The sequence below is a fragment of the Micromonospora sp. WMMA1998 genome, from assembly GCF_027497375.1.
In the GTDB taxonomy this organism is placed as follows: domain Bacteria; phylum Actinomycetota; class Actinomycetes; order Mycobacteriales; family Micromonosporaceae; genus Micromonospora; species Micromonospora sediminicola.
Map to the genome: position 1 here is coordinate 6078082 of NZ_CP114911.1, position 25936 is coordinate 6104017.

Annotated in this window: 20 protein-coding genes; 19 read left to right on the top strand and 1 reads right to left on the bottom strand. The window is 69.7% G+C overall.

The window, feature by feature from the left end:
• The first annotated feature begins 74 nt into the window (after positions 1–74).
• The 13 genes from O7600_RS28400 (at position 75) to O7600_RS28460 (ending at position 19848) form a co-directional block, all read left to right on the top strand.
• Positions 75–1913, top strand: coding sequence for an NAD(P)/FAD-dependent oxidoreductase (locus tag O7600_RS28400; RefSeq protein ID WP_281591422.1), 1839 nt, complete (start codon positions 75–77; stop codon positions 1911–1913).
• Positions 1879–3633, top strand: coding sequence for a tryptophan 7-halogenase (locus O7600_RS28405; RefSeq protein ID WP_281591423.1), 1755 nt, complete (start codon positions 1879–1881; stop codon positions 3631–3633). The genes O7600_RS28400 and O7600_RS28405 overlap by 35 nt, the downstream gene beginning before the upstream one ends.
• Positions 3633–5405: an FAD-dependent monooxygenase gene (locus O7600_RS28410; RefSeq protein ID WP_281591424.1), complete on the top strand. Its 1773-nt coding sequence runs from the start codon at positions 3633–3635 to the stop codon at positions 5403–5405. Before O7600_RS28405 ends, O7600_RS28410 begins: the two co-directional genes overlap by 1 nt.
• Positions 5393–6295, top strand: a complete 903-nt coding sequence (locus O7600_RS28415; protein WP_281591425.1) for an alpha/beta fold hydrolase — start codon at positions 5393–5395, stop codon at positions 6293–6295. Before O7600_RS28410 ends, O7600_RS28415 begins: the two co-directional genes overlap by 13 nt.
• On the top strand, positions 6288–11942 hold the full coding sequence (locus tag O7600_RS28420; protein WP_281591426.1) for a type I polyketide synthase: 5655 nt from the start codon (positions 6288–6290) through the stop codon (positions 11940–11942). Before O7600_RS28415 ends, O7600_RS28420 begins: the two co-directional genes overlap by 8 nt.
• Entirely contained in the window at positions 11939–12877 is a 939-nt protein-coding gene (locus tag O7600_RS28425; protein ID WP_281591427.1) for a DUF1702 family protein, read from the top strand. Before O7600_RS28420 ends, O7600_RS28425 begins: the two co-directional genes overlap by 4 nt.
• Positions 12878–12913: 36 nt before the next feature.
• Positions 12914–13882, top strand: a complete 969-nt coding sequence (locus O7600_RS28430; protein ID WP_281591428.1) for a DUF1702 family protein — start codon at positions 12914–12916, stop codon at positions 13880–13882.
• Entirely contained in the window at positions 13879–15213 is a 1335-nt protein-coding gene (locus O7600_RS28435; RefSeq protein ID WP_281591429.1) for a cation:proton antiporter, read from the top strand. The genes O7600_RS28430 and O7600_RS28435 overlap by 4 nt, the downstream gene beginning before the upstream one ends.
• Before the next feature lie 13 nt (positions 15214–15226).
• Positions 15227–16258, top strand: coding sequence for a DUF1702 family protein (locus O7600_RS28440; protein ID WP_281591430.1), 1032 nt, complete (start codon positions 15227–15229; stop codon positions 16256–16258).
• A complete protein-coding gene (locus O7600_RS28445) occupies positions 16255–17190 on the top strand; it encodes a DUF1702 family protein (RefSeq protein ID WP_281591431.1) in 936 nt (311 codons plus the stop codon). Before O7600_RS28440 ends, O7600_RS28445 begins: the two co-directional genes overlap by 4 nt.
• A gap of 96 nt (positions 17191–17286) precedes the next feature.
• Positions 17287–18528 (top strand): NAD(P)/FAD-dependent oxidoreductase, encoded by a 1242-nt coding sequence (locus O7600_RS28450; RefSeq protein ID WP_281591432.1) that lies wholly within the window; start codon positions 17287–17289, stop codon positions 18526–18528.
• Between the two features lie 66 nt (positions 18529–18594).
• On the top strand, positions 18595–18864 hold the full coding sequence (locus O7600_RS28455) for a 4Fe-4S binding protein (RefSeq protein ID WP_281591433.1): 270 nt from the start codon (positions 18595–18597) through the stop codon (positions 18862–18864).
• Positions 18865–18936: 72 nt separating this feature from the next.
• Positions 18937–19848, top strand: a complete 912-nt coding sequence (locus O7600_RS28460) for a BTAD domain-containing putative transcriptional regulator (protein ID WP_281591434.1) — start codon at positions 18937–18939, stop codon at positions 19846–19848.
• 27 nt (positions 19849–19875) lie between these two features.
• Here O7600_RS28460 and O7600_RS28465 read toward each other — a convergent pair whose 3' ends face one another.
• Positions 19876–20250, bottom strand: a complete 375-nt coding sequence (locus O7600_RS28465) for a nuclear transport factor 2 family protein (RefSeq protein ID WP_281591435.1) — start codon at positions 20248–20250, stop codon at positions 19876–19878.
• Between the two features lie 740 nt (positions 20251–20990).
• On the opposite strand from O7600_RS28465, the gene O7600_RS28470 reads away from it, so the two are divergent.
• The 6 genes from O7600_RS28470 to O7600_RS28495 all read left to right on the top strand — a co-directional run bounded on the left by O7600_RS28470 (position 20991) and on the right by O7600_RS28495 (position 25936).
• Positions 20991–21893, top strand: coding sequence for a BTAD domain-containing putative transcriptional regulator (locus O7600_RS28470; protein ID WP_281591436.1), 903 nt, complete (start codon positions 20991–20993; stop codon positions 21891–21893).
• A gap of 128 nt (positions 21894–22021) precedes the next feature.
• Positions 22022–22354, top strand: a complete 333-nt coding sequence (locus O7600_RS28475) for an SCP2 sterol-binding domain-containing protein (RefSeq protein WP_281591437.1) — start codon at positions 22022–22024, stop codon at positions 22352–22354.
• Between the two features lie 46 nt (positions 22355–22400).
• Complete coding sequence (locus O7600_RS28480) at positions 22401–23183, top strand: class I SAM-dependent methyltransferase (protein ID WP_281591438.1); 783 nt, start codon at positions 22401–22403, stop codon at positions 23181–23183.
• Between the two features lie 127 nt (positions 23184–23310).
• Positions 23311–23643 (top strand): YciI family protein, encoded by a 333-nt coding sequence (locus O7600_RS28485; RefSeq protein WP_281591439.1) that lies wholly within the window; start codon positions 23311–23313, stop codon positions 23641–23643.
• A gap of 111 nt (positions 23644–23754) precedes the next feature.
• Positions 23755–25365 (top strand): DHA2 family efflux MFS transporter permease subunit, encoded by a 1611-nt coding sequence (locus tag O7600_RS28490; protein WP_281591440.1) that lies wholly within the window; start codon positions 23755–23757, stop codon positions 25363–25365.
• A gap of 139 nt (positions 25366–25504) precedes the next feature.
• Entirely contained in the window at positions 25505–25936 is a 432-nt protein-coding gene (locus O7600_RS28495; RefSeq protein WP_281591441.1) for a TfoX/Sxy family protein, read from the top strand.

Below are 25936 nucleotides of genomic sequence, written 5' to 3' on the forward strand. Positions count from 1 at the left end.
CGATGTGTTCTTCCCCGCCGGGTAAGTCGGCGGTAAGCGTGGTTGGCAAGTATCGATGCTCGAGGGGAGGGTTCATGTCGAGCGAGATATCGAGCCGGATCGCGGCGCTTCCGGCTGACAAGCGCGCGGCTCTCTTGCGCCAGTTGAGGCTACAGCAGAGCCAGAACGACGCGTCACACGGTAGGTACGACGTTGCGATCCTCGGTGGTGGGGTGGCGGGCCTGACGCTCGCACTTCAGTTGGTCCGGGCCCACCAGGGCATCCGTGTCGCGGTCATCGAACGACAGCTGCACCCGGTTCCCGAGGCGGCCCACAAAGTCGGCGAGTCGACCGTTGAGATCGCCGCGCACTATCTGCGGGACATTCTTGGGATGGATGATCACCTGGGCGCGCAGCAGCTGCGCAAATTCGGTCTCAGGATGTTCTTCAGCAACGGTGACAACAAGGACATCTCCGAGCGTCTCGAATTGGGCTCCTCCATTTTCCCACCACTGTCCACGTATCAGTTGGATCGTGGTCGGCTCGAGAATGCGCTCGGCGATCGTGTCCGGGACGCCGGTGTCGAGTTCCTCGCGGGGTGCAAGGTCGTCTCGGTCCGGCTCCGTCCCGAGGAGACCCACCACCTCGTCACGGTGGGCACGCCCGAGGGGGAGCGGGTGATCCGGGCACGGTGGGTCGTCGACGCCAGCGGACGCAGCCAGGTGCTGCGCAAGCAGCTGAGCCTGGCCAAGGAGGTGGACCACGCGGCCAACGCGGTGTGGATGCGCGTCGCCCATCCCATCGATGTCAAGGAGTGGACTGACGACCCGGCCTGGCAGGCACGCATCCCGCTCGGCGATCGGGCGCTGTCCACGAACCACTTGATGGGCGCCGGCTACTGGGTCTGGCTGATCCGGCTGGCCTCCGGCTCGATCAGCATCGGCATCGTCACCGATGCCGACCAGCACCGCTTCGACGAGATGAACACCCTCGACCGGGCCCTGGAGTGGCTGCGCCGGCACGAGCCGCAGTGTGCCCGGGCGGTCGAGGAGCACCTGGACAAGGTGCAGGACTTCCGGGTCATGAAGGACTACGCGTACGGCTGCAAACAGGTCTACTCGGGCGACCGGTGGTGCCTGACCGGTGAAGCCGGGGTGTTCCTCGACCCGCTGTACTCACCCGGGCTCGACATGATCGCGATCAGCAACGGGCTGGTGACCGATCTGGTAACCCGGTCGCTGGCCGGCGAGGACGTGCGCGGCCTGGCCGAGGTCCACGACCGGGCCTTCCTCAGCGTCGTCGACATCTGGCTGGCCATCTATGCCAAGCAGTACTCGTTGATGGACAGCGCCCAGGTGATGGTGTCGAAGATCATTTGGGATACGGCCTTCTACTGGGGCGTCTTCGGACTGCTGTTCTTCCACGACAAGTTCCGTACCCTCGTGGACCGGCCGAAGGTGGCGGCGAGCCTGGCGCGACTGACCGAGCTGAGCAACCGGGTGCAGGCCTTCTACCGCGAGTGGCACGCCATCGACACGCCGGTCGTACGCAGCGGTTTCGTCGACCTCTACGCGCCGCTCAACTTCATGGTCCGGCTGCATCACGGCATGGCCGCCGAGCTGTCGCCGGCGGCGTTCGACGAGCAGTTCGCCGCGAACGTGCGGCTCTTCGAACAGATGGCCGGGCAGCTGATCAGCGCGGTCATCGCGACGTACGCCGAGGCGAGCACCGCCGACCAGCAGGTGTTCGCGCAGATCCAGCGCTGGCAGACCGAACCGCTGATCGCCGAGCTGATCACCGCATACCGGCGCGAGAGCAGGCACAACCCGACCAGCGACGGCTGGATCGCCCTGGGCGCCGGCGGCGCGCAACCCGCGACACGACAGGAGGGACAGGCCCGTGAGCAGCAACCAGTCGAGCACGTCGGCGCCTAGCGCGGCGGCCTCGGGGTGGGCGACGCTCGAGGATCGCTGCGACGTGGCGATCCTGGGTGGCGGCATCACCGGGCTGACCCTCGCCCGCCAGCTCCGCCGCGCCCTGCCTGACCTGCGCATTGTCGTGGCGGAGCGGCAGCAGCACCCCGTCCCCGAGGCGGCGCACAAGGTCGGTGAGTCCAGTGTCGAGGTGCAGGCGCACTACCTGCGCGAGGTGCTCGGCCTTCAGGAGCACCTCGACACCGAGCAACTGCACAAGTTCGGGCTGCGGATGTTCTTCAGCCACGCCGGCAACACGGACATCGCCAGCCGGGTCGAGTACGGCCAGATCAAACCCGCGCCACTGCCGTCCTACCAGCTTGACCGTGGCCGCTTGGAGAACCACCTCGGCACCCTGGTCGGCGAGGCCGGGGTGGTGTTCCTGACCGGCTGCCGGGTGGAGCAGGTGACGTTGCGCCCGCAGGAGGAGACGCACCTGGTGCGGCTGACCCGCGACGGTGCGAGCCGGGAGATCGCCGCCAGGTGGGTGGTGGACGCGACGGGCCGCAGCGGCTTGCTCAAGCGGCAGCTCGGCCTCGCCAAGCCGATCGCCCACCACGCCAACGCGAGTTGGTTCCGGATCGCCCACCCGATCGACATCGACGAATGGTCGACCGATGAGGCGTGGCGGTCGCGTGTGGTCAACGGTGATCGCCGCCTCTCCACCAACCACCTGATGGGCGACGGCTACTGGGTGTGGATGATCCCGCTTTCCTCCGAGTCGATCAGCATCGGCATCGTCGCCGATGCCACGGCGCACAGCTTCGACGGCTTCAACCGGTTCGAGCGGGCGTTGGACTGGCTGCGCGAGCACGAGCCGCAGCTGGCGCAGGAGGTCGACAAGCACCAGGACAAGGTGCAGGACTTCCGGGTCATGAAGGACTACGCGTACGGCTGCGAGCAGGTCTACTCCGGCGACCGCTGGTGCCTGACCGGAGAGGCGGGCGTGTCGATCGACCCACTCTACTCCTCGGGCGGAGACCTGATGGCGATCAGCAACGGGCTGATCACGGACCTGATCGAGCGGGATCGGTGTGGCGAGGACATCGCCGAGTTGGCCGTCGCGCACAACCAGGTCTACCTGGTGCTCGCCGACGTATGGCTGGTCGCCTACGCAGGTCAGTACCAGGTGATGGGCAACCCGCAGGTGATGGTCGCCAAGGTCATCTGGGACACGATCATCTACTGGGCGGTGCCCGGACTGCTGTTCTTCCACGACAAGTTCCGCCGACTCGGCGCCAGCCCGCAGGCGTTCCAGAACCTGCTGCGCACCTGGCACCTGCACGCGCGGGTGCAGCAGTTCTTCCGTGAGTGGCATGCGATCGACAACCCACCCGCCGCGGATCAGTTCGCCGACCCCTACTCGCTGCTGGAATTCATCGTCGACCTGCACAACGGCATGGCCGCCGAGCTGCCGGACGACGAGTTGGAGCGACAGTTCTCCCGCAACGTCCGCCTGCTGGAGCAGGTCTCCGGGCAACTGGTCAGCACCGTGATCGACCGGCTCGCCCCGCAGGCGCTGGCCGACCCGGCCACCGCGGCGCAGCTCGACGCGTGGCGCGACGAGGAGTTCCTGACCGATCTGGTGAGCGTCTACCGCGACGAGGATCCCGCCAACCCGATCGACCCCAGCTGGATCACGCTCGGGCACCACGACCGCGAGCGGCAGGAGGTGGCGTGATGGCCGGGAACGAGAGCGTCACCAGCGCCCACTACGACCTCGCGATCGTCGGTGGCGGTGCCGCCGGTCTGACCCTCGCGCTCCAGGTGAGGAACGCGCGCCCCGACACCCGCGTCGTGGTGATCGAGCGGCAACGGCATCCGGTGCCGACCATCACCCACAAGGTCGGCGAGTCGACGGTGGAGATCGCGGGGTTCTACCTGCGCGAGGTCCTCGGGCTCGGCGACCACCTCCGGCAGGAACAGCTGAACAAGTTCGGGTTGCGCGTGTTCTTCAGCAGCAACGGCAATCACGACATCACCCGCCGGGTCGAGCTGGGGCACGCCGTCTGCCCGCCGTACGGCGTGGGCACCTACCAGATCGATCGCGGGCGCCTGGAGAACGCGCTGGGTCGGCGTCTGGCCGGGGACGGTGTGGATCTGCGCACCGGCCGGCGCGTGGTGGACATCACGCTCGGCAGCGGCGACCAGCCGCACCGGCTGAGACTGGACGACGGCGAGGGCTCTGCCGGGGCCGAGGAGCTGACCGCCGCCTGGGTGGTCGACGCGACCGGACGGTCCTCGGTGCTCAAGCGGCAGCTGGGCCTGGCGAGGAAGACGGCACACCGGGCCAACGCGGTGTGGTTCCGGATCGCCCACCCGATCGACATCAACGACTGGTCCGACGACCCGCAATGGCGGGCGCGGATCCGCGAGGGCCGACGGGAGCTGTCCACCAACCACCTGATGGGCGACGGCTACTGGGTGTGGCTCATCCGGCTTGCCTCCGACGCCATCAGCATCGGCATCGTCACCGACGACGACTCGCACCGCTTCGACGAGATGAACCGGTTCGAGCGGGCGCTGGACTGGCTGCGCGTGCACGAGCCGCAGTGCGCCGCCGTCGTCGAGCGGCATCGGGACAAGGTGCAGGACTTCCGCGTGATGAAGGACTACTCGTACGGCTGCGAGCAGGTCTTCTCCGACCAGCGGTGGTGTCTCGCCGGTGAGGCCGGGGTGTTCCTGGACCCGTTCTACTCGCCCGGCCTGGACCTGATCGCGATCAGCAACGGCCTCATCACCGATCTGGTGACCCGGGCGCTCGACGGCGAGGACGTCGAGGATCTCGCGGCCATCCACAACCAGGTCTTCCTGCTCATCGCCAACGGCTGGCTGCGCATCTACGAGCACCAGTACCCATTGATGGGCAACGCGCGGATCATGCTCGCGAAGATCATCTGGGACACGGCCGTCTACTGGGCGGTGCCGGGCCTGCTGTTCTTTCACGACACGGTGCGGCGGTTGGCCGACTTCCCGCAGATCGTCACCGATCTGGCCCGCTTCACCGGCACCAGTGAGCTGATCCAGCGGTTCTTCCGGGAGTGGCACGCGATCGAGCGGTCCGTCCACGCGGACCGGTTCGTCGGCTTCTACGACTTCGACTTCATGCGCGAGCTGCACGTGGGGATGACCGCCGGCCTCGACGACGCCGACCTGGCCACGACGTTCGGCGCGAACGTCGACTTCATCGAGCAGATCTCCGGGCAGATGGTCGCGGCCGTCATGGACGAGTGCCGGGCGCGGGCTTCGGGTGGGCAGGTAGCCGGTGGCGATGCCGGCGACGCCGAGGCCGTCGCGGCGCAACTGGCCGCGTGGGAGTCCGACGACGGGCTCCGCGAGCTGGTCGAGCGGTACCGGGAGCGCCACCGGCACAACCCGGTCAGCGGCGAGTGGTTCAACCTGCCCGGCGTCGACCGCCGTGCCACGACCGAGGAGCCGGCATGGGTGCGCTGACCCAGCGGATCGCGGAGCTGCCCGCGGAGAAACAGGCGGCGCTGCTGCAACGCCTGCAGCGCCGGCGTGGTGTGGCCCCGCCGGACGCCGCATCGGACCGCTGGTTCTTCCGGCGCCGGCCCGACCCGCAGGCCAGGATGCGCCTGTTCTGCTTTCCCTACGCGGGCGGCGGCGCCGGGGTGTTCCGCACCTGGACCGACGAGCTGCCGCCGGACGTGGAAGTGCTCGCCGCGCAGCTGCCCGGCCGGGAGGCCCGGGTGGGGGAGAAGCCGTTCACCCGGATCGGGCCGCTGGTCGACGCGCTGGCGACGGCGATCAGACCGCATCTGGATCGGCCGTTCATGTTCTTCGGGCACAGCATGGGCGCCCTGGTCGCCTTCGAACTGGCCCGGCATCTGCGGCGGGAGCATCTGCCGCAGCCGGATCGGCTGATGCTCGCCGCCTACCGGGCGCCGCAGTTGCCGAACCCGAATATCAAGATCTATCACCTTCCGGACGAGGTGCTGAAGGTCGTCCTGCAGACCGATGGCACCCCACAGCGCATCCTGCAGAACGACGAGCTGATGCGGGCGATGCTGCCGACGCTGCGGGCGGACTTCGAGCTGTGCGACACCTACGAGTACCGCGAGGAGCCACCGCTGGACTACCCGCTGTCGATCTTCGGCGGGACGGAGGATGTCCGGATCAGCGCCGGCGACCTCGACGGCTGGCGCGCGCACGCCGGTGCCGGTTGCACCTTCACCCGGGTGCCCGGCGGGCACTTCTTCGTGCACAGCGCCCAGGACCTGCTGCTGGCCGCGATCGCCGAGGTTCTCGACGGCGGCCGGTCCGCGCCGGGACGGCCCGCGGTGCACGACCCGACAGCCGATAAGGAGACGTCGAATGCCTGACCACAGCGGTACCAACGTCGCCGAGGAACCCATCGCCATCATCGGCATTGGCTGCCACTTCCCCGGCGGGGCCACCACTCCGCGGGCCTTCTGGCAACTGCTGACGAACGGGGTGGACGCCACACGGGACGTGCCCGAGGAGCGCTGGGAGGTCCGTAAGTTCTACGACCCCGACCCGCAGAAGTCGGGCAAGATGAACACCTTCCACGGCGGCTACCTGGACCGGATCGACCAGTTCGACGCCGCGTTCTTCGGTGTCTCCCCGCGTGAGGCGGTCTGGCTCGACCCGCAGCAACGATTGCTGATGCGGGTGGCCTGGGAGGCGATGGAGGACGGCGGCCAGGTTCCCACCGACCTCGCCGGCAGTGACACGGGCGTCTTCATCGGCGGCTTCACCCTCGACTACCAGCTGCTGCAGAACTACGGCGTCTACAGCCGATACCAACTGCAGTCCCACTCGGCCACCGGAATGATGATGACGATGCTGGCCAACCGGCTGTCGTACGTCTTCGACTTCCGCGGCCCCAGTATGGCGGTCGACACCGCGTGCTCAGCGTCGCTGGTCGCCACGCACCTGGCCGTGAAGTCCTTGCGGGACGGCGAGTGCTCCCTGGCGCTGGTCGGTGGCGCCAACGTCATGATCGCGCCGAACATGACGATCGCCGAGTCCAAGGGCGGCTTCCTGAGCTCGGACGGCCGGTGCAAGACGTTCGACTCCTCCGCCGACGGCTACGCCCGCGGTGAGGGCGCCGCCGTGGTCGTGCTCAAGCCCCTGTCGCGGGCCCGGGCCGACGGCGACCCGATCTACGCGGTCATCAGGGGCAGCGCGGTGACCCAGGACGGCCACACCAACGGCATCACCGTGCCCAACGGGGAGGCGCAGCAGGCCGCCATGCGCGCCGCCTACCAGCGGGCGGGCATCGCGCCCCGCGACATCCAGTACATCGAGGCCCACGGCACCGGCACGCCGGTCGGCGATCCGATCGAGGTCCGGGCCATCGGATCGGTGCTGTCGACCGGCCGCGGTGACCAACCCTGCCTCGTCGGGTCGGTCAAGACCAACATCGGTCACCTGGAGGCCGCCGCTGGGGTCGCCGGCCTGATCAAGGCGTCGCTGGCGATCCGGCACGGGCAGATCCCACCGCATCTGCACCTGCGCGCGCCGCACCCGGACATTCCGTTCGAGGAGCTGAAGCTGCGGGTGCCCACCACAGTGGAGCCGTGGCCCGAGACCGCCGGGCCCCGCCGCGCCGGCGTCAACTCGTTCGGCTTCGGCGGCACCAACGCCCACGTGGTGCTGGAGCAGGCGCCTGAGCCGTCGCCCCGGGTCGAGCCCGCGCCGGTCGCCGCCGACGCCGCGAGGCCGTTCGTGCTGCCGTTGTCCGCCCGCAGCCCCGAGTCGCTGGCCTCGATGGCTGGCGCCTACCGTGACCTGCTGCTCGAAGACGGGCAGGAGTTGGCCGACATCGGGTACTCCGCCAGTCGGCGCCGCGCCCATCACGACCACCGGCTCGCGGTCGTGGCGTCCGACGCCACCGAAGCCGCCGCCAAACTCGACGCCTTCGTGCAGGACACGCCGCAGCCCGGGGTGGTCGCCGGGCGGGTACCACCGACCGGCCGGCCGAAGATCGCGTTCGTGTGCTCGGGCATGGGTCCCCAGTGGTGGGCGATGGCCCGTGAGTTGCTCGCCACCGAACCGGTGTTCCACGCCGCGGTGCGGCGCTGCGACGCGGAGTTCGCGAAGCACGCCGGTTGGTCGCTGTTGGCGGCGATGAACGCCGACGAGGACTCCTCGCGGATGGCCGAGACCGAGGTCGCCCAGCCGGCCAACTTCGCGGTCCAGGTTGGCCTCGCCGCACTGTGGGAGTCCTGGGGCGTCACGCCCGACGCGGTCGTCGGGCACAGCACCGGCGAGGTCGCCGCGCAGTACCTCACCGGCGTGCTGAGCTTCGAGGACGCCGTCAAGGTCACCTACTACCGCAGCAGCCTGCAGCAACGCACCACCGGCCAGGGCCGGATGCTGGCGGTCGGGCTGACCGCCCAGACGCTGAACCTGGCGGTGCGCGACGCCGGCCCGCAGGTGTCGGTCGCGGCCGTGAACAGCCCGAACGGTGTCACCCTCGCCGGTGACGCGGCGACGTTGGAGAACATGGCCGCGCAGCTGGAGACCTTCGGCGTCTTCCACCGCTTCCTCCAGGTCAAGGTGCCCTATCACAGCCACTTCATGGACCCGCTGCGCGACGACCTGCTGGCCGGACTCGCCGACCTGTCCCCGCGCAGCGCCCGGATGCCGCTCTACTCCACCGTCACCGGCACCCGCATCGACGGCGCCAAGGCGGACGCCAACTACTGGTGGCAGAACGTGCGCGGCACGGTGTTGTTCGCGGCTGCCGCCGCGCAGATGGTTGCCGACGGTTACACCGTCTTCGTCGAGCTGAGCCCCCACCCGGTGCTCGCCGCCTCGCTGAACGAGATCCTCGCCGACCAGGGCCAGCAGGGCGTGGTCGTGCCGTCGCTACGACGCCGGGAATCCGACCAGCAGACGATCCGCGCGTCGCTCGGCCGGCTCTACACGCTCGGGGCGGACGTCGCCTGGTCGACGTTCTACGGCGACGACCGCAGGTTCCGGACGCTGCCGCCGTACCCCTGGCATCTGAAGACCTACTGGACCGAGTCGCCCGAGGCGCGCGAGGACCGCCACTACCAGGAGGAGCACCCGTTGCTCGGGCAGCGGTTGAACGCCACCCATCCGACCTGGGAGCGGGAGCTCGGTGCCGGCCAGGCGCCGTTCCTGGCCGACCACCGGGTGCAGGACGGTGTCGTGGTGCCCGGAGCCGCGCTGCTGGAGATGGCGCAGGCGGCGGGCCGTGCGGTGTACGGCGCCGGTGACCACGCGCTCGAGGACATCCGGTTCATCAAGGCGCTGGTGCTGCCGCCGGGGGCGGATCCCCGGGTACGCACCGTTCTGCACCCGGAGCACGCCACGGTCGAGATCAGCAGCTATCTGCCGACCGCGGGCGGCCCGGCCCAGTGGACGCTGAACGTCGCGGCCCGGCTGCGTAGCCGCCGCGCCGCCACCGCGGCGGTCGACCTCGCGGAGTTTGGCCGCGGTTGCGACAAGGCCATCGACCGGGATGCATTCTACGAGCACACCACCCGGATGGGGTTCCAGTACGGTCCGGCGTTCCAGGCGGTGGAGCACGTCGACGCCGGCCCCGGTCTCGCCGTGGGACGGGTGCGGGTGCCGGACACCGTCGGCGCCGACCTCGACCGGTACCGGTTCCACCCGTCCCTCGTCGACGCCGCCTTCCAGGTCCTGCTCGTCGCCGCCGGGCGTGGAACGTCGGACGGCGAGGCGAACGACGCGCCTCCGGCCAGCCCGTACCTGCCCGTCGCCATCGACCGGCTGCGCCTGCTCGGACCGCCGGCGACGGAGATGCGGGTGGTGGCCGAGGTCGTCGAGGCCGACGAGCGGCACATCGTCAGCGACATCCGGATCACCGACCCGGACGGCACCGTGCTGGTCGAGGTCGAGGGGTTCACCGCGCAATCGCTGGACGCCTCCGTGCGTATCAGCACCGACCGCATCGACCGGTCACTGTACGAACTGGCCTGGCTCGCCCAACCTCTCGACCCGCCGGCGGACGCCGCCACGGAAGTGGACGCCGGAACCGGCGACGAGCCCCCGGCCGGCGGCGGTTGGCTGATCTTCGCCGACCGCGGCGGCGTCGGCGAGGCGCTGGCCCGACGGGTACGCGAATCGGGCGTCGCCGCGGTGACCGTCGCCCACGCCGCCGGCGGTGCGGGCACCCCTCTCGACGGCGAGTCCGCCGTGCTGGACCCCACTGACGCGGACCAGTTCCGGGCGCTCTTCACCCACCTCGGTGAGCGCGGCCCGCTGACCCACATCGTGCACCTGTGGGCGCTGGACGCGGAGTTCGGCGACACCGCGCCGCTGGCGGCCCTCGACGCCGACCAGCGGCTCGGCCCGCTGTCGATCATGCACATGCTCCAGGCCCTGTCCCACGGCGGCGCGCAGCTGCCGCGCGTACACCTGGTCACCCGGCGTGCGCAGCCGGTCGGCGACGTGCCTACGTCGCTGTCGGTCACCCAGGCTTCGGTCTGGGGGCTGGGTCGGGTCGTCGGCCACCAGGAGTTCAAGAGCATGTGGGGCGGGCTGGTCGACCTCGACGAGTCGCCGGTGACGCAGCAGGCCGACGAACTGTACGCGGAGATCCGAGCCGGCGGCGGCCCCGCCGACGGGCTGGCCGAGGATCAGGTCGCCTTCCGCGACGGTCAGCGATACGTCGCCCGCCTGGTCGAGCCGACCGCCCTGACCCCGGCCCTTCCGGTGGCCCTGCGTCCGGATGGTGCATACCTGGTCACCGGCGGTCTCGGCGCGTTGGGTCTGCTGGTCGCGCGCTATCTCGTCCGGCACGGCGCCCGGCACCTGGTCCTGATGGGGCGGACCCCGGTGCCGGAACGCGACCAGTGGGGTGAGGTCGGCGCCGACGACCCGCGGCACGCGCTGATCGGCCGGCTGCTGGAACTGGAGCGCCTGGGCGCCGCCGTGCACCTGGCCACCGTCGACGTCGCCGACGAGGAGCAACTGACGAGTTGGTTGGACCGCTACGACCGGCAGGCCCGGCCGCCGATCCGAGGTGTCGTCCACGCCGCGGGTGTGGTCGCGGACGAGTTGTTGTTGCGCATGAGCACCGAGACGTTCGAGAAGGTGTTGCGGCCCAAGGTGCGCGGCGGCTGGTTGATGCACCGCCTCTTCCGCGACCGGGCGCTGGACTTCTTCGTGCTGTTCTCCTCGGTCGGGGCGGTGATCGCCTCACCCGGCCAGGGTAACTACGCCGCCGGCAACGCCTTCCTCGATGCGCTCGCGCACCACCGGCAGTCGCTCGGGCTACCGGCCCTGTCGATCGGGTGGGGGCCGTGGTCGATCGGCATGGTCGAGCAGCTCAACCTGGAACAGCTCTACACCCGCCGGGGCATCGAGCTGATCACGCCTGAGGCCGGCATGCAGACGCTGGGTCGCGTCCTCGGCCAGCGCCCGGCCTACCTCACCGCGATCGGTGTCGACTGGGCCGTCGCCCGGCAGAGCGCGCCGGCCGGGAACCTGCCGGCGATGTTCTCGCGGCTGGGTGTCCTCGACGCCGCTGAGTCCGAGGCCGACGATCCGGACCCGAGCCGGTCGTTGCTGGCGGAACTGCGGACGGCAGCGCCCGGGGACCGGCTCGGCCTCGTCGCCGACCACCTGCGCGACATGGTGGCCCGGGTCCTGCAACTGGACCCGGGCGGGCTCACCGGCGAAGAGTCGCTGAGCAGCCTCGGCATGGACTCGATGCTGGCGATCGAGGTCAAGCAGCGCGTCGAGGCGGTGTGGCAGGCCGACGTCTCGGTGCTCGACCTGTTGCAGGGTGCCACGATCGCCGGCCTCGCGGCCCGCATCGTCGCCGGGTCGTCGTTCGAGGACGTCGCGGTTCCCGACGGCGCCGACGCGAACGCCGAAGCGGTGCCGGCGCCGACGGTCGAGGCCCAGGCCACCGAACTGGAGCAACTGCTGGCAGAAACCACCGACGAGGAACTGGAACTACTGCTCAGCGAGATCGAGCGGGACCAGGTGAGGAGCGAGCAGTGAGTGATCTGATGAGCCGGCTGCGTCGTCGCGTCATGGGGGTGCCACTCGCCGAGGCGACCGCGTTCAGCGCCGGCGACACCCCCACCTGGCGCCACCTGGAGGCGGCGGTCCTGGCGGCCGTGGGCGGCTACCACAGCGTGCTGGACGGCAGCAGACTCGACGACCTGATCCCCCGACTGGACCGTACGCCGCTGCCGCTGCGCGGCTATGCCTACGAGGGTGCCGCGATGGGCCTGACCGGCCTGGACTGCTTCCTGCCCGGCCGGTCCCGCCTCAAGGCCTATCTGGCCGGCCCGGGCGCACCGCACGTCTACATGGTGCACATCGGGGCCGGGGAGGCGCTGGCCCGCCTGCGCCGCCGGCCGGAGCCCTTCCTGGCGAGGCTGGACGACCCGGTGCTCCGCTGGCTGGTGATGGACGGCTACGGCTTCCACGAGGGCTTCTTCAAGCCGGACCGGTACGTGGTCCGGCAGGGGTTGCCCGGCCATCTGTCGCCGTATGCCCGGCGGGTGTTCGACCAGGGCATCGGGCGCAGCGTGTGGTTCACGTCGGGGGCCGACGTGAACCGCATCGCGGAGACGATCTCGCGCTTCCCGGCGGGCCGCCACGCGGACCTGTGGCTGGGCGTCGGGGTGGCGTGCGGCTACGTCGGCGGGGTCGAGCGGTCCGTGGTCGTCGAGTTGCGTCGGGTGGCAGGCGCGCACGCACCGCGGATGGCGGTCGGCACCGCCTTCGTCGCCAAGGGCCGCCAGCGCGCCGGCAACCCGGTGCCGGACACGGACCTGGCCAGCGAGGTGCTGTGCGGCATGCCGAGTGAGCAGGCCGCGCGGCTCGTCGACGAGGCGTTCGCGGCGCTGCCCGCAGGCGGCTCGGTGCCGCTGTACGAGGTGCTGCAGCAGTGGCTGCAGCGCGAACTGTCCGCCGCGTACCGGTAGACCGGAGGAAACGTCGTGACACTCGTAGGCACTCTGATGAGACCCCTGTTCGAGGTGACACCCAAGGACCTGCCCGAGCTGCCGGCCGAGGACAACGCCACCACCCGGCGGCTCAAGCAGGTCGTCTACACGGTCACCGAATGCTGTCAACTGGCGCTGCTCCACAGCCGCTTCGACCGTCTCGTGCCGAGGCTCGACGCCTACGACGACGAGCTGCGGGGATTCGCCTACGAGGGCGCCGGGGTGGGTCTGGCCGCGCTGGACACGATGCTGCCGTGGCGCCACCGTACCCGCGACTTCGTTGCCGGTCCCGGCGGGCCGTACCGGCAGGCGATCTACCTCGGCGCGGGCATGGGGCTGGCCCGCATCCGGCGCGACCCGGAGCCGCTGCGGGCCGGCCTGGCGGACCCGGTGTTCAGCTGGGTGGTGCTCGACGGATACGGATTCCACGAGGGATTCTTCCGGCACCGGCAGTACGTGCGGCAGCGGCGGGTGCCGAGCAAGCTTCGTGGGTACGCCCTCCGCGCCTTCGACCACGGGCTCGGGCGCAGCATCTGGTTCGCCACCGGCGCCCGGATCGAGGCCGTCCGGGCCACCATCGGCACCTTCACGGAGCCTCGCCAGCGTGACCTGTGGGGTGGTGTGGGGCTCGCCTGCGGCTACACCGGCGGCGTGGACCGGGCCACGGTGGAGCGGGTGCCGGCCGCCGCCGGCCGGTTTCGTGCCGACCTGGCCGTCGGGGTGGCGATCGCGGCCAAGGCCCGGCAGGAGGTGGGCAACCCGGCGCTGCACAACGAGGACGCCTGCGAGGTGGTGTGGGGCCGTTCCAGCCGTGAGGTGACCAGGATCGCCGAGGCCGCTCTCGACGGTCTGCTGGACGGCGCCGACGGGGACCCGGTCCCGGCGTACGAGCGGTGGCGCCGTCGCATTCGCGCCCAGGCGCCGGTGACGACGACGGCTCGGGACGAGCCGCGCCGGATGGTCACCGAGGGGGACGCAGCGTGAAGGCCACCGAACTCGCGATGCACTTCTTCCTGCAACTGGCCGTCATCCTCGGCGTGTGCCGGGTGGTGGGGTTGCTCGCCCGCCGCCTCGGCCAACCGCAGGTCGTCGGCGAGATGATCGCCGGCGTCCTGCTCGGCCCGTCGTTGCTCGGCCTGCTCGCGCCCGGGGTCAAGGACGCGCTGTTCCCGTCGGGCCCGTCCATGTCGATCCTGTACGTGGTCGGCCAGGTCGGCCTGACCCTCTACATGTTCTGCATCGGGCTGGAGTTCGACACCGGGCTGATCCGACACCGGGCACGCAGCGCCACGTCGGTCTCGTTGGCCGGCGTGCTGACGCCGGGCCTGCTCGGCAGCGCGCTGGCCGTCGTCCTGATCGGCCAGCAGGGCCAGTACTTCGCCGCCGACGTCTCCGCCGGGCAGGCGATGCTGTTCATGACCGCCGCCATCGCCATCACTGCTTTCCCGATGCTGGCCCGGATCATCTCCGAGCGACGCCTGTCCGGCACCTCGCTCGGCACCCTGGCGCTGGCCGCCGGCGCCACCGACGACGCGATCTCCTGGTGCCTGCTGGCCGTCGTCCTGGCGACCTTCCAGCAGAACGCCCTGATCGCGGTGCTCGCCATCGGTGGGGGACTCCTCTACGCCGTCGGCATGCTCACCGTCGGCCGGCGGACGCTGGCCCGGCTCGGCCCGATCGCGCAGCGCCACGAGGGCGTGCCGCAGCCGCTGCTGGCCGGTGTGCTGACGCTGCTGATGGCCTCGGCCTGGCTCACCGACTACATCGGCATCTACTCGGTCTTCGGCGCGTTCCTCCTCGGGGTGGCGATGCCCCGAGGACTGTTCGCCCGCGAGGTGCGCCGGACGTTGGAGCCGGTCGTGACCGGCATCCTGCTGCCGCTGTTCTTCGTCTTCTCCGGGCTCAACACCCAGCTCGGGCTGGTGGACAGCCCCGAGCTGTGGGCGATGACGCTCCTGGTGGTGGTGGTGTCGATGCTCGGCAAGGGGGTGGCCTGTTATCTCGCCGCGCGGGCGAACCGGGAGCCCCACCGGGATGCCTTCGCCATCGGCAGCCTGATGAACGCCCGCGGCCTGATGGAGCTGATCCTGCTCAACATCGGTCTCCAGGCGGGCCTGATCACCCCGACCCTGTTCACCATGCTCGTCCTGATGGCGGTGCTCACCACGCTGATGGCGACGCCGCTGTTCGAGTTCGGCTACGGCCGTCACCGCCGTCGGCTGGCGACGGCCGCCGATGCGAGCCAGGCCGGAGCCGACCTGGGGCCGGAGCCCGCTCCCGAGGCGGCGGTGGCCGCCCGCACGTCACTGTCCTGACAAGGAGTCGACCATGTCAGCCACGCTCAGCACCTTCCTCAGGCCGGTGTTCCGGCTGTCCGCCGACGCGTTCCCGCGGCTCGCAGCGCAGCGGTTCGGCGCGCAGGAGGACATGGACCGCACCTGGCGGACCTTCGAACCGGTGGCCCGGACCCTGGTGGACAGCTTCTACCTGGCCATCGACAACCGGCGTCAGGACCAGCTCGCGGCCAAGTTGGACGCGGTCGACCCCGAGCTGCGGGGCATCGCGTACGAGGGCGCGGGCATGGGGGTGACGCTGCTGGACAGCCTGCTGCCCGGCAGCACGCGTCTGCCCTCGTTCCTCGCCGGCCCGGGCGCACCCTACCGCTGCCTGGTCCTCATCGGCGCCGGCCTGGTCCTGCCGCGGGTGCCGCGCCGGCCGGAGCGTTTCCTGGCCCGTCAGGATCCGTTGCTGCGCTGGTTCGTCATGGACGGCTACGGCTTCTACGAGGGCTTTTTCTCGTGGCGGCGCACCATCGAGGCGCACGGGGTTCCACGCCGCCTGCATGGCTACGCCCGGCAGGCCTTCGATCAGGGCGTGGGACGCAGCCTGTGGTTCTCCACCGGCGCGAACGTGGACCGGATCATCAGCACCATCAACCGGTTCGAGCCGTCGCGACAACCGGACCTGTGGAGCGGAATCGGCGTGGCCTGCGCCTACGCTGCCGGCGTCATGGACCGGGTGGCGGTCAGCCGGTTGTTCGAGGCCGCCGGACGGCATCGGGCCCACGTGGCGGTCGGGACGGCGATCGCGTCGGTGTTCCGCGCCGAGTCCGGGCATGCCGCCCCACACACCGACCTCGCCTGCGAGGTGGTGTGGCGACGCGACAGTCTCCAGGTCGCCGCGGTGGCCGAGGAGACCCGGCTGGGCCTGGACACCGGCCCGGACGCGCCACCGCTCTACGCCCAGTGGCGTCGCCGGATCGAGGACCGGTGGCTCGCCGGTTCGCAACCCTCGCCCGACGCGTCGTCGAGCACGCGCCGGGAGACCCCGACGCCGACCTACGGGGGGACGGACCGGTGAGCGCGATCGGCAAGGTCCGCCGGCTGGCATTCGGCGTACCGTCGGCCCAGGCGGTGTTCAGCCGGCCCGGGTTCGCGCCGGAGGCCTGGCAGCGCTTCGCGCCCGTGGCCCGCTCACTGGTCGCCGGCTACCATGCCACCCTGGAGGACAGCCGGCTGGATCGCCTGGTGCCGCGGCTCGAGGCGGTGGATCGGGAGCTGCACGGGTTCGCCTACGAGGGCGCCGGGATGGGGTTGGCCGCCCTGGATCTGCTCACGTTCACCGACCGTCGGCTGACCCAGTTCGTGCAGGGACCGGGCGCGGCGCACATCTACCCCGTCTACGTCGGCGTGGGACTGGCTCTGGCGCGGCTGCGCCGCGACCCGGAGGCATACCTGCGCCGGTTGGACCCGCTCCTGGGCTGGATCGTCGTCGACGGGTACGGCTTCCATGAGGCGTTCTTCAAGCGGCGGCGCTACCTGGAACGGCGGCAGACTCCCGGCCACCTGTCGTCCTACGCCCAGCGGGTGTTCGACCAGGGCATGGGCCGAGCGATCTGGTTCTCCTGCGGCGGGGTCGTACCGCTGGTCGTGCGCCTGGTCGACGGCTTTCCGGAGCAGCGCCACGGCGACCTGTGGAGCGGGGTGGGACTGGCCAGCGCGTACGGCGGGGGAGCGGACCGGACCGGCCTGCGAGCCGTGCAGGCGCACGCCCAGCCCTACACCGCGCAGCTGGCACGGGGCGCGGCGACCGCCGCCGCCGGACGTGAACTCGCCGGCAACCAAACCGCCCACACGGAGTTGGCCTGCCAGGTCTACTGCGGAATGTCCGCGGCGGAGGCCGCCGACACCCTCGACCGGGCCCGCAGAGATCTGCCCACCGCCGCCACCGGCACCGCCGAGCCGGTCTACGAGGCGTGGCGGCGCCGGACGGAGGCGTTGCTCTCGGTCTGACCGCCGTCGTGGGCCGCCGAGCCGGCCCCCTGATCCTGTTCGCCAAACGGTGCCGGGCAGGCCGCCCGCCCGGCCCACCAAGAGAGGACATCAGCCATGTACGACGTGATCGTTATCGGGGCACGCGTCGCCGGCTCACCGACGGCGATGCTGCTGGCCCGCAAGGGTTATCGGGTCCTGGTCGTGGACAAGGCCAGCTTCCCCAGTGACACGGTCTCCACCCACATGATCACGGTCGAGGGCTCCGCCCAGCTGCGCCGCTGGGGTCTGCTGCCGCAGGTGGAGGCGACCGGCTGCCCGCCGATCACCAACATCGTGCTGGACCTCGACTTCGAACGGTACGGACACTTCACGCTCACCGGCTTTCCGCCCCCGATCGACGACGGGTTCGGCGCCATCTACGCGCCGAAGCGGACCGTGCTCGACAAGCTGCTCATCGATGCCGCGGCCGACGCCGGCGCGGAGGTACGCGAGCGCTTCTCGGTCACCGGGATCCTGACCGACGACAGCGGAAAGGTGGTGGGCATCCGGGGGCGCACCGCCGAGGGCACCACGGTCACGGAGACCGCCCGCCTGGTGGTGGGCGCGGACGGGATGCGCTCGACCCTGGCCGAGGCTGTGGACGCGCCGAAGTACTACACGGCGCCGCCACTGGCGTTCGGCTACTACTCGTACTGGCGTGACGTGCCGTTGCAGGGCCTGGAGTTCTACACCCGGCCCGGCAGCACGGTGATCGCCTTTCCGACGAACGACGGACAGTCGGCCGTCTTCATCGAGCGCCCGGAGCGGGACTTCGCCGAGTTCAGGACCGACCTCCTGAACAACTACCTCGCCACGATCGACAAGATCGCCCCGGACCTGGCCACCCGGGTGCGTTCCGGGTCGCTCGCGCACCGGATCGTCGGCGCGGGCAACCGCGCCAACTTCTTCCGCAAGCCGTACGGGCCGGGCTGGGCGTTGGTGGGCGACGCCGCCGTGCACAAGGACCCGATCACCGCGCAGGGCATCACCGACGCCTTCCGCGACGCGGACCTGCTGGCGCAGGCGATCGACGCGGGTTTCTCCGGCCGGCAGTCGCTCGACCAGGCGCTGCAAGGCTACGAGGAGCGGCGCAACGACGCGCTCAAGCCGCTCTACGACTTCATCGTCGACCACGCGGCGATGGAACCGTTCGACGTCGCCTTTCAGGACGTGCTGGCCGCGATGCGTGGCAACCAGGACGCCATCAACCGGTTCTTCGGGGTCATCCAGAACACGATCCCCTGGTCGGAGTTCTTCTCGCCGGCGAACCTGTCGCAGATCATGGGCCTTCCGGCGCCCACCGAGCAGATGGCCTGACCGTTTCGGGCCGCCTGTGTCGGCAGCGGGGCGGGCGGCCCGTCCACCACTGGAAGGGACACCGCCATGACGTACGTCATCGCCCGGCCCTGCGTCGGGCACAAGGACACCTCCTGCTACGACGTCTGCCCCGTCAACGCGATCCACCCGAGCCCGGACGCCGCCGGTTTCGCCGGCGCGGAGCAGCTCTACATCGACCCGACCGAGTGCATCGACTGCGGCGCGTGCGAGGCGGTCTGCCCGCACGACGCCGTATACCCGGAGGCGGAGCTGCCCGAGGAGTGGGAGTCCTACCTCAAGGTCAACGCGGACTTCTTCCGACGGCCGCCGGGGTGAGGGTGCGGCGGCGGTCATCGACGGATCGCCTTACGGACACAGCCGGGTCACGTAGGCGTGCTAAAAGCGACCATGTTCGATGTGCATCTACGCTGGGGGCGTTCCATGAACATCGCGCGTGACGTGTCGACGGATGCCGGGACGGCACCGGGCGCGGCGACGTCTGGGGACGGCGCGGGGGTGGCCGCCACGTGCCCGGGGAGCACCGGTGGGGCGGTGTACCGCGCCTCCTTCTTCGGCGCTTTCCGGCTCTGGCGCGACGGGCAGCCGCTCGGCGAGCCGAACTGGCGCCGCAACCGGGCCAAGACGCTGCTCAAGTGGTTTCTTCTCAATCCGTCCACGCCGGTCAGCGAGCAGCACCTGTGCACGCTGCTCTGGCCCGATCGCAGCCGCGAGAAGGCGGTGAACAACTTGCACGTGACCGTCCACTTCCTGCGCCACGTGCTGCAGCCTGGCCTGCCCGCCCGTGGCCGGTCCAGTTTCATCAGGCGTGACGACCGCAAGTTCTACTGGTTCGACCTCAACCACCGTTGGTGGACCGACGTGCAGGAGGTCCGGCAGTTGTCGGCGGCCGCGCGGTGTGCCGCGGAGGCCGGCCAGACCGACCGCGCGATCGCCCTGTATCGGCGCTCGGTCGGCTACTACCGGCTGGGCTTCCTGCCCGAGGACGTCTACGAGGATGTCTTCGCCACCTATCGGACCCAGTTCGAGACCGCGCACGTCGACGCCCTGGTGCAGCTCACGCGACTGCATCTGGCCGCGGACCAGTTGCCCCGGGCACTGACGTGCGCGTCGGCGGTGTTGGCGATCGATCCGTACCACGAGCGTGCGGTGCTCTCGATCGTCGACGTCCACCGACGCCAGGGCAATCTGACCGCGGCCATCCGCCAGTTGGACGACTACCTGCGTGTGCTGCGCGAGCATCTCGGCGTCGATCCGGACACCAAGCTCCAGGCGCTTCGCTATCGCCTGACGATGTCGTAGCCGTCGCGGTGGTCCGTGGGTCGGGCGTTACCGCGCCATGGCCTTGCGGGCGGCGTCGAACGGGGTCCGATCGAAGATGAAGGTGCTCTGCACGATCTTGCCGTCGCGCACGACCACACATTCGGCGCCGGGTGCCCGGTCCACCAGTGCCGTCTTGGTGTCGTACATGACCAGTGCCTTCTCCTCGTCACCGAATGCCGCGATCAGGCGCGAGTCGACGAGCATCTGGATAAACGGGCCCATGAAGCCTCGATAGGCGTGCAGGCCCTCGATGCGTCCGGCCGGCGCCTCGCAGACGATGTTCGGCGAGATGTAGCTCATCGCCAGCTCGGTGTCCTTGTTGGTCCACGCCTGGTGGTAGGCGAGGGCCACCTTGAGGGCAGGCGTGCTGTTGTCTTCCATCGCTGTTCCGCCTTCTACGACTTGAGGGCTGACCTGTCGCAGACATAACGGATGGCCCACAAATCGGTGACGCCGGGCGGGTTCGCCTATGCCGACACTTTGCTGGCCGCCGGGGGCCAGTTCCCGGGTTGGCTTCCGTGTACGGCGCCGGGTTGCGGATCCGACTCTCCCGGGCCGGGCGGCGCCCCCGGCGCAACCCGTATCGGCATCGGTCACCGGATCTCGCCGACACCCACGGTCACCGAGGGAGGTGTCGAATTTCTGCATTCCCCCCAACTCGGCCCTTGAAGATTACTCACGGCAATCGTCACGTTGAGTGGGCAGGCGATGACTGACGGGCGGTAATAGTTGTATAAGGCGGTCAATGTCCGATGATGATGGTTCGATTCGTCGAGGAAAGCCAACCATGTTCGGGCGGGCGGGACGCATGCGCCCTGATCAGGTGTTATGCGCTTTCGTGGCACCGTCAATGGTCCTTTCGGGGTCGTGCCGTGGAGCAACGGATAGTCCTCCTCGCAAGTATTGCGCCTGCCTCGGCGACGGCTGTATCGTCGGGAATTGTCGATATCGAAATGGCGTGGGCGCCCTAATTCCCGACTCAATTATTCGAGAAATTAATCGGCGATTCAGCAGAATGAGCCGGACAGGCCCCGGTCAACGTCTGCGTGCCACGAAACGCAGCGTGCGAGCCCGCCTCGGGCGGCCGGCGGCCGGGTCGGCGGGACGAACCCGGGGGCCAGATGAGGACCGACTACCTGACGTTGCCGTCAGCTGCGCGAGAGCTGGTGCAGCTCCACGAGCGGGAGGCGCAAGCCGCCTACCGCGCGTACCTGTTCGGACAGTTCCGGATCTACCGGGGCGGGCGGCAACTCGTCGACGAGTCGCCGCGGCGCACCAAGGCGTTGCTGATCCTCAAATGGTTCCTGCTCAACCCGGGCAAGCCCTGCTCGGCCGACGAGTTCATCGAGCTGTTCTGGCCCGACAGCCCACCGCAGAGGGCGTTGACGAACTTCCACGTCACCATGCACCGGCTGCGGCGGATTCTGGAGTCCGACCTGACTGCCCGGCAGGAGTCGACGTTCATCCGGCGCAGCCCACACAACTTCTACCGCTTCGAGCGGAGCGATCGCTGGTGGACCGATGTCGGTGACGCGGAGAGCCTGTTCGACCAGGCGCAGGCCAGCGACGCCGTGGACCTGCGTCACCGTGCCCGCTTCTACTACCGCCGGGTGGCGGGCTACTGCGCCCGTGGCCTGCTCCCCGAGGACGACACCACGGAGGAGCTGCTGCTGCCGCACCGCCGGCGCTTCCGGGAGATGCACAGTCAGGCGCTGACGAGGCTGATGCAGCTCAGCGCCGAGAGCGGCGAGCCGGAGGAACTGCTGGAGTACGCCTATCAGATGCTCGACATCGATCGGTACAACGAGGCCGCCACGCGCATCGTCGTCGATGCGCTCCTGCAGCTGGACCAACCCGCGCAGGCGCACCGCCGGCTGCAGGTCTTCTGGGAGGGCGTGCAGCGGGAGTTGGGGGTGTGCCCCACCGGGGAGCTGCGTGAGTTGCGTGCGCGCGTGCGATCGGCGTTGTCGCGTGGGGTGCGCCCGGGCGAATCGGCACTTTCCCGTGCGGTAACTCCGGCGTAAGCCGTCCTTCGTACCGTGACCGCGCCGTGTGTGGCACGCACGGCGTCGGACGGAAGGGGTGCGTCCGAGTCCGGAAGTTCGGCGAGCTCCGGAGCCGGCGGCCTGGAGAGACCGGGAAGGGACCAGTCATGACCATGACGGTGGGTGAGCTCTTCGAAGCTCTGTCGACCCGCTTCAACAGCTCCGCCGCTGCGGGGATGAACAAGACCCTGCAGTGGCACATCAAGGACGAGGATCCGGGTGTCTGGGCGTTCGAGATCGTCAACGGTGAGGGGCGGCTGATCCCCGGGGGCGTCGACAAGCCGGACACCACCTTCACGACCACCGCGGCCACCTGGATGTCGATCGCGGAGGGCCGGCAGGACGCGATGAAGGCGTTCATGACCGGAAAGCTCAAGGTCAACGGCGACATGATGCTCGCCATGAAGGTGCCTCAGCTGTTCAAGGTGCAGCAGGCGTAGCGCCGACAGGCCTTCGCCCGGCAATCCACGCGTGAGAGGAAGCCACATGACCCAAAGTGTGCTGGAGCCGACCGCCGACTCCGAGCGCGAGCGGCTGGAGAGCATCGCCCTGCTCACCGACCCGGCGACGATTCGCTACCTGGAGAAGATCGGCGTGACCGCCGGCTGGCGATGCGCCGAGGTGGGTGCCGGCGCCGGCTCGATCGCCGAATGGCTGTCGCGGCGCGTCGGCGCCGACGGTCAGGTGGTCGCCGTCGACATCAACACCGACTATCTGACCCACCTCAGCGCGCCCAATCTCGAGGTGCGCGAGCAGGACATCGTGGTCACGCCGCTGGAACCGGGCAGCTACGACCTCGTGCACGTGAAGATCCTCCTGATGCACCTGCCCGAGCGTGAGCAGGTCCTCCAGCAGCTCGTCGCGGCGCTCAAGCCGGGTGGCTACCTGCTGGTCGAGGAGGCGGACATCCGTTCGATCCAGACCTGCGCCCCGCCCGAGCCGCTGCTGACCCGGGCGGCCAGCGCGCTGGCGACGTTTTTCTACTTCGGCGGCGCGGATCCGGGTTACGGGCTGACGCTGATGCCGGCGGTGAAGAAGACCGGGCTGGTCGATGTCGGCACCGACTGCCAGCTCACCGCCGTGCAGGCGGGAACGCCCGAGATGCAGACGATCTCGCTGAGCCTGGCGAAGCTCGCGCCGGTGATCATTCAGGCCGGGCTGATGAGCGAGGGCGAGGTGGGACGCGCCTTCGAGTTGTTGGAGCAGCCCTCCGACCTGACCGTCTACACCCCGATCACGGTGTCGGTCTGGGGTCGGAAGCCGTTCTGAGAACGATTACCGAATGTTCCGTGAAGGCTTCTCACATCGGTCGATCCGGATGGCGAAGTCCGATAGGGACGGTCGGTTGGAAATCACCGGACAGAAGACCTGGTGCACAGCACATGGGAGGGGCAAGATGCTCTACGTAGTCATCGCACACGACGGAACGGCGCCCGGCACGCAGGAGCGACGAATGGCGATTCGGCCTGAGCACATGGCCAACGGCGAGAAGATGATGGCCAATGGCAACTTCCTTTTCGGTGGTGCCATCATCGACGGCGCCGGGAAGATGGCCGGTGGCGTCCTGGTCGTCAAGTTCGACCGGCGGGAGCAGGTTGACGAGTGGCTCAAGGAGGAGCCCTACATCGTCAACAAGGTGTGGGAGCGGGTCGAGGTGCACCCGTTCCTCGTGCCGCCCCAGTTCCTGAGCCTGTTCCCGAATCATCAGCCGCAGGAGGCCGCAGCCTGATGATCCGGCGCGTGCGCCGCGATCGCTTCCTCGTGACGGGGCGATTGTGGCGCATGCGCCGGGTGCGGCAGTGACAGTCACCCTAGTCACACCCACCTAAGGACACAATTGATGGAGAGTTCAACCCGCCTCAGCAAAGTGGTCACACTGCTGGTGACGAGCCTCGGGTCCTTCATGGTCCTGCTGGACGGCTCGATCGTGCTGGTGGCGCTGCCGACCATTCAGGCAGACCTCCAGGCGCAGCTCGCCGATCTGCAGTGGACCGTGGACGCATACACCCTGCCCTTCGCGGCGCTGATGCTGGCGGCCGGAACGCTCGGCGATCGACTGGGCCGAAAACGAGTCTTTCTCGTCGGACTCTTCCTGTTCCTTATCGGCTCCGCGTTGTGTGGGTTCGCGCCCACCCTGGCCTGGCTGATCTTCGGCCGGATCGTCCAGGGAATCGGGGCCGCGGCGATCTCGACGGGCAGCCTCTCGCTGCTGGTGTCGACCTTCACCGACCCGCGTGAGCGGGCTCAGGCCATCGGTATCTGGACGGCGGTGTCCGGCGTGTCGCTGGCGACCGGTCCGCTCGTCGGTGGCGCGCTGATCGAGGCGTTCGACTGGCCGTCGATCTTCTTCATGAACCTGCCCATCGGTGCGCTGGCGCTGATTCTCGGCCTGCCCAAGCTGATCGAGTCGCGCAACCCGGACGCACGCCGGGTCGACGTGTCCGGTCAGATCCTCGTCACCGGCGGGCTGATCTGCCTGGTGTACGCGCTGATCCAGGGCGAGCGGCAGGGCTGGGCCTCGGCGCCGATCCTGACCCTGCTCGTCGCCGCCGGGGTGCTCCTGGTCGCGTTCGTCGTGGTCGAGGCCAGGGTGCGCGAGCCGTTGCTGCCGCTGGAACTGTTCGGCAACGCCTCGTTCTCGGTCACCTGCCTGATCGCCAGCCTGCTCGGCTTCATCACCGTCGGTGCGATGTTCTTCATGGCGCAGTACTTCCAGGCGGTGCAGGGCGGCAGCGCGCTCGATGCCGGCCTGCGGCTGCTGCCGCTGACGCTCGGGATCTTCGTGATGTCGCCGCCGGCCGGCCGGATCACCGGTCGGGTGGGCCCACGGCCGCCCATCGTCGTCGGCGCGGTGCTGGTCGCGATCGGCTTCGCCCTGTTGTCGACGATCGAACCCGGGTCGAGTTACGGCAGCGTGTGGTGGCGGCTGGGCCTGGTCGGCATCGGGATCGGCTGCATGTTCGCGCCGCTGACGGTGGCGGTCATGGCCGCGACGCCGCAGGCCCGCGCCGGACTCGGCTCGTCGATGATCAACACCTTCCGGATCGTCGGGTTCACCGCGGGCGCCGCGATCCTGGGCACGGTGGTGCTGGCCCGGTTCACCGACGCGATCCCGAGCAGGCTGAGCGAGCGCGGCGTGCCAACGCCGGTCGGCGACGCCGTGGCCTCGCAGATCGCCGACTCGGGGGCCTACGCCAGCAGCCTGCCGCTGGGCGATCGGGTGCCGTTGTCTCCCGCCGACGCGTCCGCCGCGATCAACGCGGCGTTCGTGGACTCCGTGCGCACCGTATTCGTCATCTGCGCGGTGTGCATGCTGGTGGCGGGGGTGCTCGCGGCGCTGTTCCTGGGCCGGGCGCGGCCCGGCGCTCCCGGCGGGACGTCGGGTCCCGGCGCGGGTGCGCGGTCCTCCGGGCCCGAGGAGGCATCCGAGCGGGCTGATGCCAGGGCGTGAGCCGGCAGTCGGAGAAATCCCGCCGACACGCGCGTCGTCCTGAAGCGATCTCGTGGTGGATGGGAGAATAGACGGGGATGAAACCCGGCATGGTGCCCATCCCTCCGCCAGCAGATCGATGTGAGAAAGGCCCCCGAGCATGGCTTACGACAGAGACCTCGCCGAGCGAATCCGAGCGGCGCTCTCCACGCAGCCGGTCGTCCGGGAAGTGAGCATGTTCGGGGGCCTTTCCTTCATGGTCAACGAGAAGATGACCATCGGTGCGAACACCAGTGGCGACCTGATGGTCCGATGCGACCCGGCCCGGGTCGACGCGCTCGTCGACGAGACACCGGCGCAGTGGGCGCAGATGAGTGGCCGCACGATGAGCAAGGGCTGGCTCGTGGTGGCGGCCGACGAGGTCGCTGAGGACGCCGACCTCGATTTCTGGGTCGAGGTGGCGCTGGAGTTCAACGCCAAGGTCACCGGCGGGAAGCCGGCGAAGAAGGCGACGGCGAAGAAGGCGACGGCGAAGAAGGCGACGGCGAAGAAGGCGACGGCGAAGTCCGGCCGCAGATCAACCGGGGAGTGA